Origin of the sequence: Schaalia naturae (genome assembly GCF_042665795.1) — a bacterium.
In the GTDB taxonomy this organism is placed as follows: Bacteria; Actinomycetota; Actinomycetes; order Actinomycetales; family Actinomycetaceae; genus Pauljensenia; species Pauljensenia naturae.
The window spans coordinates 2,025,414-2,041,751 of record NZ_JBHTEF010000001.1; the positions used below are offsets into that span (position 1 = coordinate 2,025,414).

General features: G+C 72.8%; 14 protein-coding genes, 4 tRNA genes and 1 pseudogene. 12 read left to right on the plus strand and 7 right to left on the minus strand.

The features are described 5' to 3' along the window. Nucleotides 1–47: 47 nt before the first annotated feature. Both ACFQWG_RS09055 and ACFQWG_RS09060 read right to left on the minus strand, forming a co-directional pair. Nucleotides 48–2,330 (minus strand): annotated as a pseudogene (locus ACFQWG_RS09055) (RNA degradosome polyphosphate kinase). 295 nt (nt 2,331–2,625) lie between these two features. Next, nucleotides 2,626–3,264: a hypothetical protein gene (locus ACFQWG_RS09060; RefSeq protein WP_380974586.1), complete on the minus strand. Its 639-nt coding sequence runs from the start codon at nt 3,262–3,264 to the stop codon at nt 2,626–2,628. A gap of 101 nt (nt 3,265–3,365) precedes the next feature. On the opposite strand from ACFQWG_RS09060, the gene ACFQWG_RS09065 reads away from it, so the two are divergent. The 5 genes from ACFQWG_RS09065 to ACFQWG_RS09085 all read left to right on the plus strand — a co-directional run bounded on the left by ACFQWG_RS09065 (nt 3,366) and on the right by ACFQWG_RS09085 (nt 6,839). Next, a tRNA-Lys gene (locus ACFQWG_RS09065) sits at nt 3,366–3,437 on the plus strand. 4 nt (nt 3,438–3,441) lie between these two features. Continuing rightward, complete coding sequence (locus ACFQWG_RS09070) at nt 3,442–3,666, plus strand: hypothetical protein (RefSeq protein WP_380974588.1); 225 nt, start codon at nt 3,442–3,444, stop codon at nt 3,664–3,666. 104 nt (nt 3,667–3,770) lie between these two features. Further along, nucleotides 3,771–4,235, plus strand: a complete 465-nt coding sequence (locus tag ACFQWG_RS09075; protein ID WP_380974590.1) for a MarR family winged helix-turn-helix transcriptional regulator — start codon at nt 3,771–3,773, stop codon at nt 4,233–4,235. After that, complete coding sequence (locus ACFQWG_RS09080) at nt 4,232–5,578, plus strand: MFS transporter (RefSeq protein WP_380974591.1); 1,347 nt, start codon at nt 4,232–4,234, stop codon at nt 5,576–5,578. The genes ACFQWG_RS09075 and ACFQWG_RS09080 overlap by 4 nt, the downstream gene beginning before the upstream one ends. Then, nucleotides 5,571–6,839: a multidrug effflux MFS transporter gene (locus tag ACFQWG_RS09085; RefSeq protein WP_380974593.1), complete on the plus strand. Its 1,269-nt coding sequence runs from the start codon at nt 5,571–5,573 to the stop codon at nt 6,837–6,839. The genes ACFQWG_RS09080 and ACFQWG_RS09085 overlap by 8 nt, the downstream gene beginning before the upstream one ends. A 29-nt stretch (nt 6,840–6,868) precedes the next feature. Here the strand turns inward: ACFQWG_RS09085 and fucO are convergent, their stop codons facing one another. From fucO to ACFQWG_RS09105, 4 genes are all read right to left on the minus strand, one after another. Next, a complete protein-coding gene (gene fucO / locus ACFQWG_RS09090; protein WP_380974595.1) occupies nt 6,869–8,023 on the minus strand; it encodes a lactaldehyde reductase in 1,155 nt (384 codons plus the stop codon). A gap of 194 nt (nt 8,024–8,217) precedes the next feature. Then, entirely contained in the window at nt 8,218–9,123 is a 906-nt protein-coding gene (locus ACFQWG_RS09095; RefSeq protein WP_380974597.1) for an EamA family transporter, read from the minus strand. Nucleotides 9,124–9,225: 102 nt separating this feature from the next. After that, the gene (gene msrB, locus ACFQWG_RS09100) at nt 9,226–9,675 is read right to left on the minus strand and encodes a peptide-methionine (R)-S-oxide reductase MsrB (RefSeq protein WP_380974599.1); all 450 of its coding nucleotides are present in this window, start codon (nt 9,673–9,675) and stop codon (nt 9,226–9,228) included. An 82-nt stretch (nt 9,676–9,757) separates the two neighbouring features. After that, nucleotides 9,758–11,791, minus strand: coding sequence for a mechanosensitive ion channel domain-containing protein (locus tag ACFQWG_RS09105; protein WP_380974600.1), 2,034 nt, complete (start codon nt 11,789–11,791; stop codon nt 9,758–9,760). Nucleotides 11,792–11,941: 150 nt separating this feature from the next. On the opposite strand from ACFQWG_RS09105, the gene ACFQWG_RS09110 reads away from it, so the two are divergent. The 7 genes from ACFQWG_RS09110 (at nt 11,942) to ACFQWG_RS09140 (ending at nt 15,113) form a co-directional block, all read left to right on the plus strand. Then, nucleotides 11,942–12,014, plus strand: a tRNA-Glu gene (locus ACFQWG_RS09110). A 61-nt stretch (nt 12,015–12,075) separates the two neighbouring features. Further along, nucleotides 12,076–12,149 (plus strand) — tRNA-Asp (locus ACFQWG_RS09115). 27 nt (nt 12,150–12,176) lie between these two features. Next, nucleotides 12,177–12,249: transfer RNA gene (locus ACFQWG_RS09120), tRNA-Phe, on the plus strand. A 144-nt stretch (nt 12,250–12,393) separates the two neighbouring features. Beyond that, nucleotides 12,394–13,674: an ATP-binding cassette domain-containing protein gene (locus ACFQWG_RS09125; RefSeq protein WP_380974602.1), complete on the plus strand. Its 1,281-nt coding sequence runs from the start codon at nt 12,394–12,396 to the stop codon at nt 13,672–13,674. Nucleotides 13,675–13,871: 197 nt separating this feature from the next. Continuing rightward, on the plus strand, nt 13,872–14,309 hold the full coding sequence (locus tag ACFQWG_RS09130; RefSeq protein ID WP_380974604.1) for a phage holin family protein: 438 nt from the start codon (nt 13,872–13,874) through the stop codon (nt 14,307–14,309). After that, nucleotides 14,306–14,620: a DUF3618 domain-containing protein gene (locus ACFQWG_RS09135; protein WP_380974606.1), complete on the plus strand. Its 315-nt coding sequence runs from the start codon at nt 14,306–14,308 to the stop codon at nt 14,618–14,620. The genes ACFQWG_RS09130 and ACFQWG_RS09135 overlap by 4 nt, the downstream gene beginning before the upstream one ends. A 247-nt stretch (nt 14,621–14,867) precedes the next feature. Beyond that, entirely contained in the window at nt 14,868–15,113 is a 246-nt protein-coding gene (locus ACFQWG_RS09140) for a DUF3073 domain-containing protein (protein ID WP_380974608.1), read from the plus strand. Nucleotides 15,114–15,141: 28 nt separating this feature from the next. On the opposite strand, the gene purM is transcribed toward ACFQWG_RS09140, so the two are convergent. After that, entirely contained in the window at nt 15,142–16,338 is a 1,197-nt protein-coding gene (purM, locus tag ACFQWG_RS09145; protein ID WP_380974610.1) for a phosphoribosylformylglycinamidine cyclo-ligase, read from the minus strand.

Here is a 16,338-nt window from a genome sequence, read left to right on the forward strand (position 1 = left end):
GGACGGCGGCCATTTGTTGCTCCGGCAACGGTACAGCCGCCTCCGGGTCACCGCCCGATGACGCGGGCGGAGGCCTCGGCCATGAGCGTCTCCTGGAGGTCCTCCAGCGCGCGCCCCTGCTTGTCGCGGGCGCGCCGCCGCCACGTCCCGTTCCGGCGCAGCGCCCACGAGGACGTCGTCGGCGCCACGCCGCGGCGGACCAGGTCCGCCAGATAGGCCACCTGAGCGGGATCCCCGATGCGCACCAGCGCCTCGACCCTCCGGTCGAGATTGCGGTGCATGAGGTCCGCCGAGCCGATCCAGACCTCCTCCTCGCCGCGCGGGCCGAAGGCGTAGATCCGCGAATGCTCGAGGTAGCGGCCCAGGATCGAGCGCACCCGGATGTTCTCGCTGAGGCCCGGCACGCCCGCGCGGATGGCGCAGATGCCGCGCACCAGCACGTCGACGCGCACCCCCGCCTGCGAGGCGCGGTACAGGGCGTCGATGACGGCCTCGTCGACCACCGAGTTGACCTTGATCCCGATCCACGCGTCCAGCCCCGCCCGGGCCCGCGCCGCCTGGGCGTTGATGCGCTCGATCAGGCCAGGGCGGATCGACAGGGGCGCCACCAGCAGGCGGTGGAACGTGGAGCGCGGGGCGTAGCCCGACAACTGGTTGAACAGGCGCGTCATGTCCTGGGCGACATCGCGGTCGCAGGTGAGCAGGCCCAGGTCCTCGTATCCGCGAGCCGTCTTCGGATGGTAGTTCCCGGTGCCGATGTGGCAGTAGCGCCGCAGGCCCTCGGACTCCTGGCGGACCACCAACGACAGCTTGCAGTGGGTCTTCAGGCCGATCATGCCGTAGACCACGTGGACGCCGGCGCGTTCCAGCTTGCGCGCCCACCCGATGTTCGCCTCCTCGTCGAAACGGGCCTTGATCTCCACGATCGCCACGACCTGTTTGCCGGACTGGGCGGCCTCGATCAGAGCGGACACGATCGGGGAGTCCCCCGAGGTCCGGTACAGCGTTTGTTTCATGGCCAGAACCTGCGGGTCGCGCGCCGCCTGGCTGATGAACGCCTGCACGGAGGTCGCGAAGGAGTCGTAGGGGTGGTGGAGCAGAACGTCGTGGCTGCGGACCGAGGCGAAGACGTCGCCCGCGTGGGCGGACTCGACCTCGGCCAGACCAGCCGCCGTGACGGGCACGAAACGCGGGTACTTGAGGTGGCTGAGATCGAGGTCGTGGAGCTCGTTGCACAGCGTGAGGTCCAGCGGGGCAGGCACGCTGATGACGTCGGCGCCGGCGATCTCGAGCTTCTCGACGAGGAAGTCCCGCACGAACCGGGAGATCGTGTCCTCGACCTCCAGACGGACCACGGGCCCGAACTTGCGGCGCAGGAGCTCCTCCTCCATCGCGGCCAGCAGGTTTTCGGCGTCGTCCTCCTCGACCTCCAGATCCTCGTTGCGGGTGACGCGGAAGCCGTGCGCCTCGACGATCTCGACTCCGGGGAAGAGATGGTCCAGATGGGCGCGGACGACGTCCTCGAGGGTGATGAAGGTGGCTCCCCCGGGCTGGAGGGCGAAGTCCTCCGCGGCGCCCTCGCGTCCGGCCGTGTCCACGTTGATGAGCCGGGGCAGGGACTGGGGGACCTTGACCCTGGCGAAATGCAGCTTGCCGGTCACCGGGTTGCGCACCACGACCGCGAGGTTGAGCGACAGCCCCTAGATGTAGGGGAAGGGGTGCGAGGGGTCGACGGCCAGCGGCGTGAGGACGGGGAAGATCTGGCGCCGGAAGTAGGCGGTCATCCGCTCGCGCTGGTCCTCGGCCAGTTCCTCCCAGCGCCGCAGGTGGATGCCCGACGCCTCCAGCGAGGGCAGGATCTGCTCCTGGAAGTCGCGGGCCTGGCGCGCGGAGAGCTCGCGGGTGCGCGCCTGGACGCCCTCCAGCACCTGGCGCGGCTCGAGCCCCGACGCGGAGGGCCGCGCGATCCCCGCCGCGATCCGGCGTTTGAGGCCCGCGACGCGCACCATGTAGAACTCGTCGAGGTTCGAGCTGAAGATCGCGCTGAACCATGCGCGCTCCAGCAGAGGGAGGTCCAGGTCCTCCGACTGCTCCAGCACGCGCTCGTCGAACGCCATCCACGACAGCTCGCGGTCTGCGAAACGGCCCTTCGGCAGCGGGGCGTCCTCTCCCAGCGGACCGGAGGTGTCGACGGCCACGTCCGGGGAGGGCGCGACGTCGGGCTGGCCGGCCCGCGAGTCGGCGTCGTACTCCGCGTCCTCGTGCTCCACGCCGACGAGCTGGGCGTCGTCGGCCGGGACGAAGAGCTCATCGGCCCGGGCCGGCTCCATCCCGTGTCCCGGACCGCGTCCGGCGCCCTCGCCGGGCCCCGCGGCGGGGGTGTCGCGGTCCGCGTCCTCCATGTCCGGCCCCGGCCCGGGCCAGGACTCGTCGGGGGCGCTGAAGGCCGGCGGGTCGTCGGGGTGCGGATCGTCGGTCATGGGCACCTTCCTGGATGGCCCGCGTGGCCGCGGGCGCGCGGGCGGACGTCGCCGCCGGGGAGGGCCGGCCGGACGGCCGGTCCCGGCGCTGCCGCCTGGCGACCAGCGTGGCACGCCCGGGTGTCGGCCGCGTGTCCGCCCGGTGTCAATTGAGCGTCCCGACCTCGGCGTGCCGCTCGGCCTCGCCCAGTTCGTCGGCGGTGCGCAGGAGGGCCCGGGCCCGCAGCGTGACCGGGTGGGCCAGGGGGTCATCCTCGTCCCGGATCCATGTCGCGCCCAGGGTGTCGCCCGCCGCCAGCACCCGCATGACGCGCGCCGCGTCTCCGATGACGGGGGCGAGGTCGTCGTCGGTGCGCTCCCCGGTGAGCAGCGCGTGGACCTCGCCCATCACCCGGTCCAGGTCGGGGACGTCGACCGGGTGCTCCAGCCCCGGGATGACGCGGGCGGATCTGCCCTCCTCGTACCGGCTGCGCACGGCCTCGGGATCGCGCCGGTACCACTCCCACAGGAGGTACAGGCGCCACAGGGCGCCGGGCAGGGTGAACTCCGGGCTGCGCGACCACATGCTCGCCACGAGGTCGATCCCCTCGGTTCGCACCGTGTGCCGCAGGCTCGCGATGGCCTCCGGGCCCAGGTCCTCGTCGCCGACGCCCATGAGCGCCCACGCGGAGGTGTGGGCGGCCTCCGAACCGCGTTCCGGATCCTCGTCGCCCACGATGTACTCGGCCCGGTCCGCGCTCAGCGTGGCGGGTCTGCGGGGCGTGCGGTGCTGCGCGTCGGACATGGCGTCGTCCTTCCCTCGGGCGACCGGACGGCTGCGAGTGTGGTCCCCCAGCCGCGCGGTCACGGCGGTTCCCGGTCCCGCGTTGCCATTACAATGGCTGCGGGCCTATAGCTCAATGGTAGAGCAGCGGACTTTTAATCCGCGGGTTGGGGGTTCGAGTCCCCCTGGGCTCACCCGATGTCGGGGGTGTGCGCCGTCGTGCTGGCGCTCACGCCCGGCCCGAACAACCTGATCTCCTTCGATATGGCCCGGCGGGCCGGGCTACGGGAGCCAGCCCCTCTGCGATGGGGCCTCGCGGCGAGTCTCCTCGTCATCGACGCGGCGATCATCGCCCTCGCCTCCGCCTTCCATCGGGTGCTCTCGGTGGTCGAGCCGCGGGTGAAGGCCGTCGGCTCGCTCTGACTCTGAGAGCGACGCCGTCCAGGCTGAGCGTCACGCGGCGCCCCACGTTCCTTGACACCGGGAATACCATGGGAAAACTACTTACTTACGGAAAGTGAATTCTTATGACCCGGGTCACGGACCACGACCCCTCGCAGTGCCCTCCCCTGGACCTCAGCGACCAGCTGCGCATCGCAGTCGGCGCCCTGTGGCGCCGCATCCGCTCGGAGCGCTCGGCCGACGACCTCAACGAGCTGCAGTACTCCGTCCTGGCCCACGTCGTGCGGCACGGCCCCCTGTCCTTCACGCGCCTGGCGGCCGACACGCGGGTCACGCCGACCTCGATCACCCGCGTCGCCGACCACCTGGAGGGCGTCGGCCTGGCCGAGCGCACCCGCGACGCCCACGACGCCCGCGTATCGGTCCTCGGACCGACCCCGGCCGGCACCGACCTCGTGCTCGACGTCCGGAGGGCGCGCTCGCAATGGCTGTCCACCGCGCTGAGCAAGCTGTCGGCCTCGGATCGCGAGGTCCTCGCCCATGCCGCGCCCCTGCTCCGACGGCTCGCAGAGACCGGTGACCGCGCGTGACCGCCGCCTTCCGCTCCTTCGCGATCAGCAACTACCGGATCTGGTTCGTCGGCGCCCTCGTGTCGAACATCGGCACCTGGCTGCAACGCACGGCCCAGGACTGGCTGGTCATCCATGACCTCACGGACAACGACGCCTTCGCCGTCGGCGTCGTCATGGCCCTCCAATTCGGCCCGCAGCTCCTGTTCATCCCGATCGTCGGCTTCGCGGCCGACCACTTCGACACCCGCCGGCTCCTCATCCTCACCCAGGGCGCCCAGGCGCTGATCGCCGCGGGCCTGGGGATCACCGTCCTGACCGGCCATGCGACGCTGTGGCACGTGTACGGCTTCGCCCTCATGCTGGGGATCGCCGCGGCCTTCGACTCCCCACCGCGCCAGACCTTCGTCTCCCAGCTGGTCGGCGAGACGTACCTGGGCAACGCGGTGTCGCTGAACTCGGCGTCCTTCAACATCGCGCGGATGATCGGCCCCGCCGCGGCCGGACTGCTCATCGCGGCCCTGGGAGCCGGATGGGCGTTCGTCATCAACGCGGCGAGCTTCGCCGCGGTGTTCGTCTCGATCTTCTTCATCCGCCCCTCCGAGCTCCACGTCGCCGCCCGGGCGAAGCGCGGCAAGGGACAGCTGGCCCAGGGCTTCCGTTACATCCGCAACCGGCCCGACCTCGTCGGCGTGATGGTGGCGATCTTCATCGCCTCGACGTTCACGCTGAACTTCGCCGTCTACATCGCGGCGATGTGCACCTCCGTCTTCCACCTCGGCTCCGGCGAGTTCGGCCTGTTCAACTCCGCTCTGGCCATCGGATCCGTGGCCGGCGCGCTGCTGGCCGCCCGCCGCGAGCGACCGCAGATCCACGTCGTCATCTACTCGTGCCTGATGCTCGGCGTGGTCCTGTCGGTCACGGCCGCCATGCCAACCTCACTGCTGTTCGCGCTGATCCTGCCCCTGAGCGGCCTCGCCATGCAGATGATGACGACCTCGGCGAACGGCTACGTCCAGATGTCCACGGCGCCCTACATGCGCGGGCGCGTCATGGCGGTCTACATGGCGGTTCTCGCCGGCGGCACGCCGGTCGGCGCCCCCGTCATGGGATGGGTGGCCAATGCGCTGGGCCCGCGCTCCTCCGTGCTGCTGGGAGCGCTGGCCGCGGTCGTGGCGGCCTCGGCCGGACTGTTCTGGCTGTCCGCGCACATCCGGCTGACCGCCCGTTTCGACCTCCCTTTCGGCGGCCCGCGGATCCGCGTCGAGACGGCCCCCCGGGCTCGCCTCCCCCGTCCCGAGGAGTCCCCCGCCTCCCCGGGAGTCCCGAACCAACGACTGGCAGCGACCACAGCCGATGACTGATCGCACCCCGCCCGATGACCGCGGCGACCGCTCCCCCGCCACGCCCGGACGCGGCGGGGCTCTCAGCGTCGCCCTCCTGGTGACACTGGCCGTGCAGAACGCGGTGCCCCCGTTCAGCACGGACATGTACTCCCCGGCCTTCCCCCACGTCACCGAGGACCTGGGGACCACGGCCTCCCTCGTGGGCCTCACCCTGACGGCCTTCTTCATCGGCATGGGGCTGGGCCAGATCCTGGGAGGCGTCGTCTCCGACCAGCTCGGCCGCCGCCGGCCTCTCATCATCGGCGGCCTGGTCTGCACCGCGGGGGCGGTCATCTGCGCGCTGGCGCCCGGCATCTGGGTCCTCATCGCCGGGCGGCTGCTCCAGGGCCTCGGCGGCGGAGTGGCCGCAGCGGTCGGACGCGCCGTCCTCGTCGATCTGGCCCACGGCAACGTCCTGGCGCGCACGATGTCCCTCCTGCAGGCCCTGGGAGGGCTGGCCCCCATGATCGCGCCCGTGGTGGGCGGCGTCATGGTCACACGCTGGCCGTGGCAGGCCGTGTTCTGGGCGCTCTCCGCGTTCGGCGTGGCGATGTCCGGCCTGGCCTGGAGGTACGTGCCGGAGTCGCTGCCCGTGGGATCGCGCCATTCCGGCGGCGCCACGCAGATCGTCCGGGGCATCGGCCAGGTCCTGCGCATCCGGGCGTTCAACGGGTTCATGCTGACCAGCGCCTTCTCCGGCTTCTGCATGTTCGGCTACATCGCGAACGCCTCCTACGTCCTCCAGGAGCAGAAGGGCCTCACCCCGCTGGCCTTCTCGATGGTCTTCGCCGCGAACGCGCTCCTCAACATCATGTGCACGCTGGCCAACGCCCGGCTGATCGGATGGCGCTCTCCGGAAGCCCTCATCCGCATGGGTCTCACGATCTCCGGCTCCTCCGTGGTGCTGCTGGTGGTGACCGTGACGGTGTGGGGCACGGCCCTCGTCCCTCTGTGCCTCGGGTTCGCGGGGCTGATGGCCGCTCAGGCCTTCATCTTCGGCAACTCCTCCGCCGTCGGCCTGGGGCTGGCGCGCGGCAACGCCGGCGCCGCCTCCGCGATCCAGGGCCTCGTCCAGTCCACCGCCTCCGCCGTCTCCGCGCCGCTAGCGACGATGGGAGGCGGCAGCACCGCCGTCCCGATGGTGGTCGTCATGGTCGTCGGCGTGGCGGGGGCGTGGGGATCCTTCCAGTTCCTCGCGCGCCGCGCCTCCGGGCACGAGGGCGGCCGCCTGCCGGCCTGACTCCGCCGGGCCGGCAGGCGGCGCGTCCCTCACAGGAGGGACCGGTACAGCTGCGCGATCTCCTCGACGGTCGGGGTCCTCGGGTTGCCCCCGGTGCACACGTCCTCGAAGGCCGCCCGGGCCAGCGGCTCGACGTCCGCCTCGGTGGCGCCGACCTCCGAGATCCGCGTCGGGTTGCCCAGGGAGACCGCCAGGTCGCGGATCGTGGCGACCGCCTCCGCCCGGACCTCCTCGATGGGCCGGGTGGCGGCGCCCTCGACGCCGAACGCGGCCGCGATGTCGCGGTACTTCTCCCCGGTGAAGGGCGCGTTGTACTCCAGGACGGTCGGCAGCAGGATGCCGTTGGCCACGCCGTGGGGCGCACCGAAGAACGCGCCCAGCGGGTGCGCCATGCCGTGGACCAGGCCCAGGCCGACGTTCGAATAGCCCATGCCGGCGATGTACTGCGCCATCGCCATCCGGTCCATGGCCTCGGCGTCCCCGTCGGCCGCCGCCGGAAGCGATCCGGCGATCATCCGGATGGCGGTGAGGTGGAACATGTCGGACAGCTCGAACGCTCCCGGCGTCACGAAGCCCTCGATGGCGTGGGTGAGGGCGTCCAGCCCCGTGGCCACCTTGAGGGAGCGGGGGGCCGTGGCCATCATCTCCGGGTCGACGATCGCCAGGACCGGGATGTCGTGCGGGTCCACGCACACGAACTTCCGGCGGTTCGCGGTGTCCGTGATGACATAGTTGATGGTCGTCTCCGAGGCCGTGCCCGCCGTCGTGGGGATCGCGACGATCGGGACGGACGGGTTCCTCGTCGACGCCGCCCCCTCCAGGGAGACGACGTCGGAGAACTCCGGGTTCGCGGCGATGATGCCGATGGCCTTGCAGGTGTCCTGCGGCGAGCCGCCGCCGATCGAGATCAGCACGTCGGCGCCGAACTCCCGGAAAGCGGCCAGGCCGGCCAGGACGTTCTCGACCGGCGGGTTCGGCCTGACATCGGTGAACATGGTGAAGGGAAGGCCCGCGCCCTCCAACAGATCGGTGACGCGAGCCGCCACGCCCGTGTCGACCAGGACCTGGTCGGTGACGACGAACGCCTTGGTGAATCCGCGGGAGGCGACCTCGTCGGGGATCACGCCGATGGCTCCGGCTCCGAAGTAGGCGGTCTGGTTCCAGATCATGCGATGGACGGTCATGTCTGCTCCTCTGTCCGGACGCCGAGCGGTCGGGGAGGCCTGCGCGCCTGCGCGCGCGGGCCTGCGGGCGTCCGATTGCCCGTCCCCCGGCCCGGCGTCACTCCCACGCTAGGGACCGGCGCCGGGGCGGGACAAGGTCCTCAGGTCCCCCTTCCCCACTGGCGCGCGCAGGGGCCTCCTCGGACCTCGATCCGTCAGCCGCCTTCTCCGGCTGACGCGGCGTCCTCCCCCGAGCGCGACGCCAGCCATACCGCCACCGACACGAGCGCCAGCCCCACCAGTTCCCACGCGCCGGGGAGCTGGTGGAGCATGAGGGCGCCGATCACCGCCGAAGTCGCGGGAAGCAAGGCTGTGAGCAGCGCGAACGTCGAGGCGCTCAGGCGGCTGAGCGCCAGGGCCTCCAACGACAGCGGGAGCACCGTGGACAGGACGCCGACCGCGGCCACCGCCAGGGCCACCTGCCAGGAGTGCAGGGCCGGGGCGCCCCCGGGCGCCAGCAACGGGGCCAGGACCAGCGATCCGGTCGTGCATCCGAGCGCCAGGTTCGTGATCCCCGACCGCTCCTGCGCGATCCGCTGCCCCAGCACGATGTAGGCGGCCCACATCGCTGCGGCGCCCAGCACCCAGGCGATTCCGACGCCCACGCCGGGCGCGCCGAGGTCCAGCCCCAGACCGCCGATCGCCATGACGCCCGCCAGGGCGAGTGCGGCCGCCACGCGCGGACCCGCCCCCCGCCCGCGCCAGACGGCCACCGCGACCGGCCCGAGGAACTCCAGCGACACGGCCACCCCCAGCGGAAGTCGGCTGATCGCCTCGTAGAAGGCGGTGTTCATGGCCGCCAGGGCCAATCCGAACACGGCCGAGGCCCACAGGTCGCGCCGGGTCAGGCCGTCGCGCCACGGCCGGCGCCACGCGAGCAGCACGACGGCCCCCACCGCGAGCCTCCACCAGGCCACCGAGGCCGGCTCCATCACCGTGAACAGCCACACCGCGACGGCGGCGCCGATGTACTGGACCAGCCCGGACCCGACGATGAAGAACGGAGCCGGAACGCGATTCACCACGGCGCGCGCGCCGCCCGGGGAGGAGGGGGATGCCACGCCCCAAGCGTGCCACTCCCCGCCGGGTCGATCCGCCACCCGCCGGCGGCTGGACGTCTGTCACATCCCGAGCGGCAGGGGAGGGACGAGGACGTCCGCGCGCTACCCGGCGGCCGCCCCCTCCGTGCCGGGCGCGCCCGCGGCTCCAGGCTCGAAGGTCAGTGAGACGGAGTTCATGCAGTAGCGCTGGCCGGTCGGCTGGTCGGGCGCATCGTCGAAGACATGCCCCAGGTGCGAGCCGCAGCGCGCGCAGCGCACCTCGGTGCGCACCATGCCGTGCGAGGTGTCGACCGAGGTCGTCACCGCGGCCTCCTGCGGATCGTAGAAGCTGGGCCAGCCGCAGTGGGAGTCGAACTTCGTCGTCGAGCGGAACAGCTCCGCCCCGCAGGCGCGGCAGCGGTAGATGCCTTCGCGGTGCTCGTCGAGCAGAGCGCCCGTCCAGGGGCGCTCCGTGCCGGCCTCGCGCAGGACGTGGTACTCCATCGGATCCAGCACGCGGCGCCACTCGATCTCGCTGCGCCGTGCCGGGCCGTCGTTCAGGATCTGGGCCATGGGGCCATTGTCCGCGCGGCTGGGCGGACGCGCCACGGGTGGACGGCCGGCCCCGTGCGAGCGCCGGCCGGCGCCACCGCGGTCAGCCCCTGGACGGTCGTGACGGTCCCCGGGGATCGTCCTCGTCCGCGGATCCCGGCTGGACGGCCGGGAGCAGGCGCGTGCGGTCCGGCGCGCCCTCGCCGTCGTCGTGGCCCCCCTCCCCGCGGACGCCGCCGTCCTGGCGGCCCTCTCCGGGCTCGCGCGGGTCCGCGGAGCCGCCTTCCTTCGCCGCGGCATCGGGAACCGGGCCCTTCTGCGCCGCGCGCAGCCTGGCCGCCTCCTCGCGCTCGGCCAGCGCGTCCTCGCCGGGCCCGGCGAACACGGACCGCCGCTCCTCCGCGTCGGGCGAGCCGGAGTAGAGGCGCTCGCCCCGCCCGCCCGTCGTCGTCACCGTCATGGCGGCCGGCGCCGGGTCGGCCTGCGGAGAGGGCGCCGGCTCACGGACCGGCGCCCGGTCCCCCTGCTGCTCCCCTTTCGCCGCGTACCTCTGGGCGATGGCGAGCAACTCGGTCTGGGTGAACAGCCGGGTGCGGTCGTCGTCCACACCGCCGGAGGCGGGGAGGACCTCCGAGACGGACGGCGTCGGGGCGTCTCCGCCGGCCGACCCGGCCGGGGCCCCGCCGGCCGCCCTGCCCTCGGCGCTGGCGCGCTGGCGCTCAGCCATGGCCCGGCGGCGCGCCCGCTTCGCGCGCCGCCGGGCGGCCTGGAGGCGTGCGGCGTGGAAAGCGTCCAGCGGAGTCTCGATCCGGCCGACAGGGGCCGGATCCGCGGAGGCCGGCCCAGACGGCCCGGGGGAGGCGTCCGCACCGGGCGCGCCCGTGTCGGCGGCGCTGCCCGCGATGCCGGAGAGCTCGGCCGCCAGGCGGGCGACGAGCTCATGGGACTCGTCGTGCTCGACCGTGACAGTCTGCTGCTGCTGGACGCGGGTGACGGGACGGGTCCAGGCCTCCTCGTCGGCCAGCCAGGAGACCAGATTCTCGCGCAGGTAGCAGCGCAGATCCCACAGGTCTCCGGAGTCCTTCGCCGACACGAGGACGCGCACGGTGACGGAGTCGCGGTCCGAGTCCGTCATCTGCACATTCCACGTGCGCCCGTCCCACAGGTCGGTGGCCAGGAGGAGCTGCTCGACGCGAGCCCGGATCTGGGCCATGGGCGCCCCCCAGTCCAGGGTCAGCTCGACCGTGCCCAGCTGCTTGGCGGCCCGGCGGGTCCAGTTCTGGAAGGGCTGGCTGGTGAAGTACGTCGAGGGCATGATGAGGCGGCGCTCGTCCCACACCCGCACGACGACATAGGTGAGCGTGATCTCCTCGATCGCCCCGGAGTCCCCGTCGGGGCCGGCGACCACGACGTCGCCCACGCGGATGGCGTCGGTGAAGGCCAACTGGATCCCCGCGAAGACGTTCCCGAGGGTCGACTGGGCCGCCAGGCCGGCGACCACGGAGAGCACGCCGGCGGAGGCCAGCACGGCGGACAGGACCTGCTTGGCCTCGGGGAAGGTGGTGAACACCGCCCAGCCGACCCCCAGGATGACGACGATCGCCTGAAGGACGCGGCGCAGCACCTGCGCCTGCGTCTCATAGCGGCGCGAGCGGCCGAGGTCGGCGGTGTGGCGCAGCCGGGCCGCGTCCTCGACGATCCAAGTGGCGGCGAAGACCACCCAGGTCGTCGCCGAGATGGCGAGCACGAGGAGGACCTTCTTGAGGACGGCGACCAGCGCCCCGTTGGCCAGCTGGGACAGATCCGTGTCGGACAGGAGGACGGACTGGCCGGCCCACGCCCCCCACGCCATCAGCGCCCAGTACGCCGGCCCCCGCATGCGCCCGAGCATCGCCGAGAGCATCTTCGAGCGGGCGAAGGCGGCCTTGAGCAGCATCGACATGAGGAAGGCGAGGGCGGCCCCGGCGACCACGCCGATCGCGATCGCCAGCAGCAGGCGCCCGGCGTTGAGGGCGCCGGTGACCGCGTCCTCCCCCTCCGCCAGAGGACGCAGGACCGCGGGGAGCCCGACCGCGGACAGCGGGGCCGCGGGCAGCGACGCCGCCTGCGGCAGGGTCGTCAGGATCGTGGACAGCATGGCTCCAGCGTAGGAGCACGTGCTGAGACTCCGCTGAGGCGCGGTGAGCGTCCTCACAGGTCCGTGTTTTGCCTTGGGCGTCGAGACCTGCGTATGATCTTCCTCGTCCTCGGGTCGCGTTCTTCGGAGCACGGTCCGGGTGGCCACCGGGCCCCCATCGTCTAGTGGCCCAGGACATCGCCCTTTCACGGCGACGACACGGGTTCGAATCCCGTTGGGGGTACTCCTCGGAGAACCTCGGTCGGAGCCGCAGGAGGGCGGCCCGGACGGGTCAGCCCGTCTGAGGCCCCGTAGCGCAGCTGGTTAGCGCGCCGCCCTGTCACGGCGGAGGTCGCGGGTTCGAGTCCCGTCGGGGTCGCCGACCTTGATCGCAAGACCTGGTCTTGGCTCTGTAGCTCAGTTGGTAGAGCGTCCGACTGAAAATCGGGAGGTCACCGGATCGACGCCGGTCGGAGCCACTGAGACCCCGGGATTCCGTTGGAGTCCCGGGGTCCTTGTCTGTCCGCCGGCAGGCGGCCCGCATCGGGGCCGGACTCCCCCGAAACTCTCCCACGCCGATCCCCACGCCCCCGAGCGCGACCCGCGAGGGGACAATGGGAGCCATGACGTCGTCCCACACCAAGCCCCGTCGCCGGAGACTGTGGCCCTGGAGCCGCCGTGAGCGCGATCAGCAGGCGGTGGCCCCCGCGCCCGTCCCGGCCCTCCCCCGGCTCCCCGAGGGCACCGTCCTGGCCGCGCGCGGGCTTCGCCTGCCCCCGGCCGGCGAGATCGCGGACACGGGTGCGGCCGGGGGCCTCGACCTCGATGTCACGCGCGGCACCGTCACGGCCCTCATTGGCACTGCGGGCTCCGATGCGCCGGCGCTCCTGCGGGTGCTCGCCGGCCTGGAGCCGGCCGCGGGCGGAACGGTCTTGCTCGAGGGCGAGGACGTCGTGACGCCGGCCCCGGATGACGCCGAGCGCCCGCACCCGAGGCGCGCCCGCATCGGCCTGGTCTTCGAGGACCCCGGCTTGGTGCCCGCGCTCACGGTCCGGCAGAACATCCTGCTGGCCGCCTCCATCGCCGGAGTCCCCGTGACGCGGGAACGCCTGGAGTCCGTCATCGCCACAGCCGGGCTCGGAGACGTCCTCGACCTCGGCCCCTCCGAGCTGAGCGCCGGCCTCAGGAGCCGCGTCGCGGTCGCGCGCGCCCTGGCCGCCGCGCCCGCGGCCCTCCTGGCCGACGAGCCCGCCGGGGAACTCCTCGCCCTCCTGCGGACCGCAGCCTCCGACCTGGGGTGCGCGATCGTCATCGCCACCCGGGACCCGGCGGTCGCCGCCCGGGCCGACCGAGTCGTCATCCTCTCCGGCGGCCGGGCCCTGGGGACCCTCATGTCGCCGTCCGCCGGGGACGTGCTCGCCGTCCTCGCCTCGCGCGACGACTCGCCCGCCGGCGGCGCGCAGCCCCCTGCCGAGGGCGAAGGCGGCGGCGCCCCGCAACGGACCTGGCAGATTCCGCAGCCCGCGCGCCGCGCCACCGAGCCGCCGCCCGGCGCCGCCTCCCGCTCCAGCCTGATCCCGAAGCTGCCCGTCGCGGGCGACGGGGACGGCACCCCGGGGGCCGCGCCGGTCGCGGCGCCCGGGATCCGTCTCCCGGAGGAGGATCCGCGCACCCAGGAGATCGCCCTCCTGGCGGTCGAGCAGGTCCGGGCCATCGACCAGGCGGCCGCCCGGTCGGCCGCCGCCCATGACGCGCTGCGCGAGGAGCTCGGCGCCGAGGCCGTCCAGGCCTCCCTCAACCGGCTCTCACCGACCAAGGACCTGCCCGAGGACTCCGCCCGCGTCGTCGACCAGGCCCAACGCATCCTCGGAGACCTGCCCGGACCGATCATGCCGCAGGACTGAGCGCCACCCGATCCGCGCCCGAGGGGGCGGTGGTCGCGCCCCCGCCCGGCGCCGCGACGTGCCACACTGGTGACCAAGCGCCAGCCCCCGGGCCGCGCCACCGTCAACCGTCCCCTCTCCGCCCCTCGTCCAGCGCCGCCCCCCGACGGCGTCGCCGAGCCGGGCGGGGACACCCGCGATGAAGGAGAGTTCGCGCCATGGCGACAGATCAGGCATCGTCCGCCCCCGACATCGGAGAGCCCCCCTCCTCGGAGCGTCCCGCGACGGTCGGGGAGCTGTTCGCCAGGCTCTCGGAGCAGATTTCCTCCCTGGTCCAGGGCGAGATCGAACTGACGAAGACCAAGGCCGCCGCTTTCCTCAAGAAGGTCGGCGCCGGCGGCGCGCTTTTGGCGGTCGCCGCCGTCCTGGCCCTCTACATGCTCGGCTGGCTGTTCCACACCGTCGAGGTCGCCCTCGCGGTGGCGCTGCCCGAATGGGCGGCCTCGCTGATCGTCCTGGCCCTCCTCCTCGCCCTCGTCGCCCTCCTGGCCTTCGTGGGGATCAAGCTGATCCAGAAGGGGCAGGAGCACACGCCGAATCCCCAGGAGGGGATCCGGCAGGACGTCGACGCCTTCAAGAAGGGACTGGGCAAGTGAGCGACCAGAACACCTCCTCCGACACTCGCACGCCCGAGGAGATCCAGGCCGAGCTGGAGGCCACCCGCCGGGAGATGAGCCGCACCGTCGATCAGCTGGTCGCCGAGCTCCAGCCCGCCCGCATCGCCGAGAAGACCAAGGAGGCTGCCCAGGACAAGGTCCTTGGCCTCCTCGAGGAGGCCAAGGCCGTCATCGTCCGCGCCCGCCAGGGCGATCCGGACGCGCTGCGGCGTGTGGGGTACGTCGCCGCCGGGGCCGCCGCCGTCGTGGGCCTCACGATCCTGCGCGCCGTCCGCCGCCACCGGGCCTGACCGTTCCGCGCCGCCGCCATGCCGCTGGCGCGGCAGGGCGGCGAGGGTGACGCGTCTCCTGTTCGCCGTGCGCGGACAGGCAGCAGATGCGCCGAAGAACTGCGAGGATCGCGGCGATCGTGCCGGTCCGTCGCAGTCCGGGATGTGAGCATCCGAGGGCGCCACGCTATGATGGGCCCACGACAGATTTTGATCAGATCAGGGAACCGCTTCGGCGGACCCGCACAAGGTGGAGGGGGTCGACGCCATGGGGCGCGGCCGTCAGAAGGCCAAGCAGACGAAAGTCGCACGCAAGCTGAAGTACTTCAGCCCTGATACCGATCTTGATGCCCTTCAGCGAGAGCTGGCCTCTGGGCGCGGAGACTCGGACGACGACCTGTACGCGAAATACGCCGACCTGGGCGACCAGTCCCCGGCCGACGACTTCGACGGCGACGAGGATTCAGAGGGGGACCAACACGACTACTGGTCCCCCGCCTCCAGCGAGCACTGACCCCCACGGCCGGCCGACGGCCCCTCCCTCAGGCCGCTCGGTAGTCGCCGCTGAGGAGGACCACGCCGCCGCGCGCCCCCTTCGTCCCGGTGATCGCGCGCACGCGACCGTCTGACGAGGACGGCCCTGCTCCGCCCGCCGCCTCCGATGCGCCGAAGGCGCCCTCGGCGCGGGGGGCCCCCTCGCCCGGGTCCAGGCGGACGTCGCCCAGCACCCACGCCGGAACCCCGCTGGATCCGATGGCGGCCAGGGCGGCGTCGACGGCGTCGGGCGCCACCACGGCGACCATGCCGACGCCCAGGTTGAGCGAGTCCTCCAACGCCCCCCAGGAGACGCCGCCGCCCACGCGCACCCAGTCGAAGACGGCCGGGACCCTCCACGACGAGCGGTCGACGCGGCCGACCGCTCCGAGGGGCAGCACACGCGCCAGGTTGGCGGCCAGCCCCCCGCCCGTGACATGAGCGAGGGCGTGCAGGCCCGTGCCCTCCCCCGTGCCGAGCCGGTCGAGCAGGTCCAGGCACAGGCGCGTGTACAGGCGCGTCGGTTCCAGCAGCTCCTCGCCGAGCGTCCGCCCGAAGGCGGGGACCTCGGCCTCCAGCGGGACGCCCGCCCGCTCCACGACGCGGCGCACCAGGGAGTACCCGTTCGAGTGCAGGCCAGAGGAGGCCATCGCGACCAGCACGTCGCCGGACCGCACCCGCTCCGGTCCGAGGACCGCGTCGGCGTCCACCACGCCCGTGGCGGCGCCCGCGATGTCGTAGTCGTCGGGGGCCATGAGACCGGGATGCTCGGCCGTCTCCCCGCCCACCAGCGGGCAGCCCACGGACTCGCACGCACGGGCGACGCCCGTGACGATCTCCGCGATCCGCCGGGGGATCACGTGCCCGCAGGCGATGTAGTCGGTCATGAGCAGCGGGCGCGCACCGACCACGACGATGTCATCGACCACCATGCCGACCAAGTCCTGGCCGATCGTGCCGTGGATGTCCAGCGCCCGCGCGATCGCGATCTTCGTGCCCACGCCGTCGGTGGAGGTGGCCAGCAGGGGGCGGCGCATCCCCGTCAGGGCCGTGGCGTCGACCAGGCCTGCGAATCCCCCCGTCGCGCCCAGCACCGTCTCGTCGTGGGTCCGGGCGACGGCGCCCTTCATCAGGTCGACGGCCAGGTCCCCGGCGCGGGTGTCGACGCCGGCTGCGGCGTAGTCGAGGGGTTCGCGTTCAGTCAT

Coding starts and splice junctions, on each gene's coding strand:
- ACFQWG_RS09105 (WP_380974600.1), bottom strand. CDS start 11,791: ATGCTGTCCACGATCCTGACGACCCTGCCGCAGGCGGCGTCGCTGCCC.
- ACFQWG_RS09070 (WP_380974588.1), top strand. CDS start 3,442: ATGTCGGGGGTGTGCGCCGTCGTGCTGGCGCTCACGCCCGGCCCGAAC.
- purM (WP_380974610.1), bottom strand. CDS start 16,338: ATGACTGAACGCGAACCCCTCGACTACGCCGCAGCCGGCGTCGACACC.
- ACFQWG_RS09125 (WP_380974602.1), top strand. CDS start 12,394: ATGACGTCGTCCCACACCAAGCCCCGTCGCCGGAGACTGTGGCCCTGG.
- ACFQWG_RS09085 (WP_380974593.1), top strand. CDS start 5,571: ATGACTGATCGCACCCCGCCCGATGACCGCGGCGACCGCTCCCCCGCC.
- fucO (WP_380974595.1), bottom strand. CDS start 8,023: ATGACCGTCCATCGCATGATCTGGAACCAGACCGCCTACTTCGGAGCC.
- ACFQWG_RS09075 (WP_380974590.1), top strand. CDS start 3,771: ATGACCCGGGTCACGGACCACGACCCCTCGCAGTGCCCTCCCCTGGAC.
- ACFQWG_RS09140 (WP_380974608.1), top strand. CDS start 14,868: ATGGGGCGCGGCCGTCAGAAGGCCAAGCAGACGAAAGTCGCACGCAAG.
- ACFQWG_RS09130 (WP_380974604.1), top strand. CDS start 13,872: ATGGCGACAGATCAGGCATCGTCCGCCCCCGACATCGGAGAGCCCCCC.
- ACFQWG_RS09060 (WP_380974586.1), bottom strand. CDS start 3,264: ATGTCCGACGCGCAGCACCGCACGCCCCGCAGACCCGCCACGCTGAGC.
- msrB (WP_380974599.1), bottom strand. CDS start 9,675: ATGGCCCAGATCCTGAACGACGGCCCGGCACGGCGCAGCGAGATCGAG.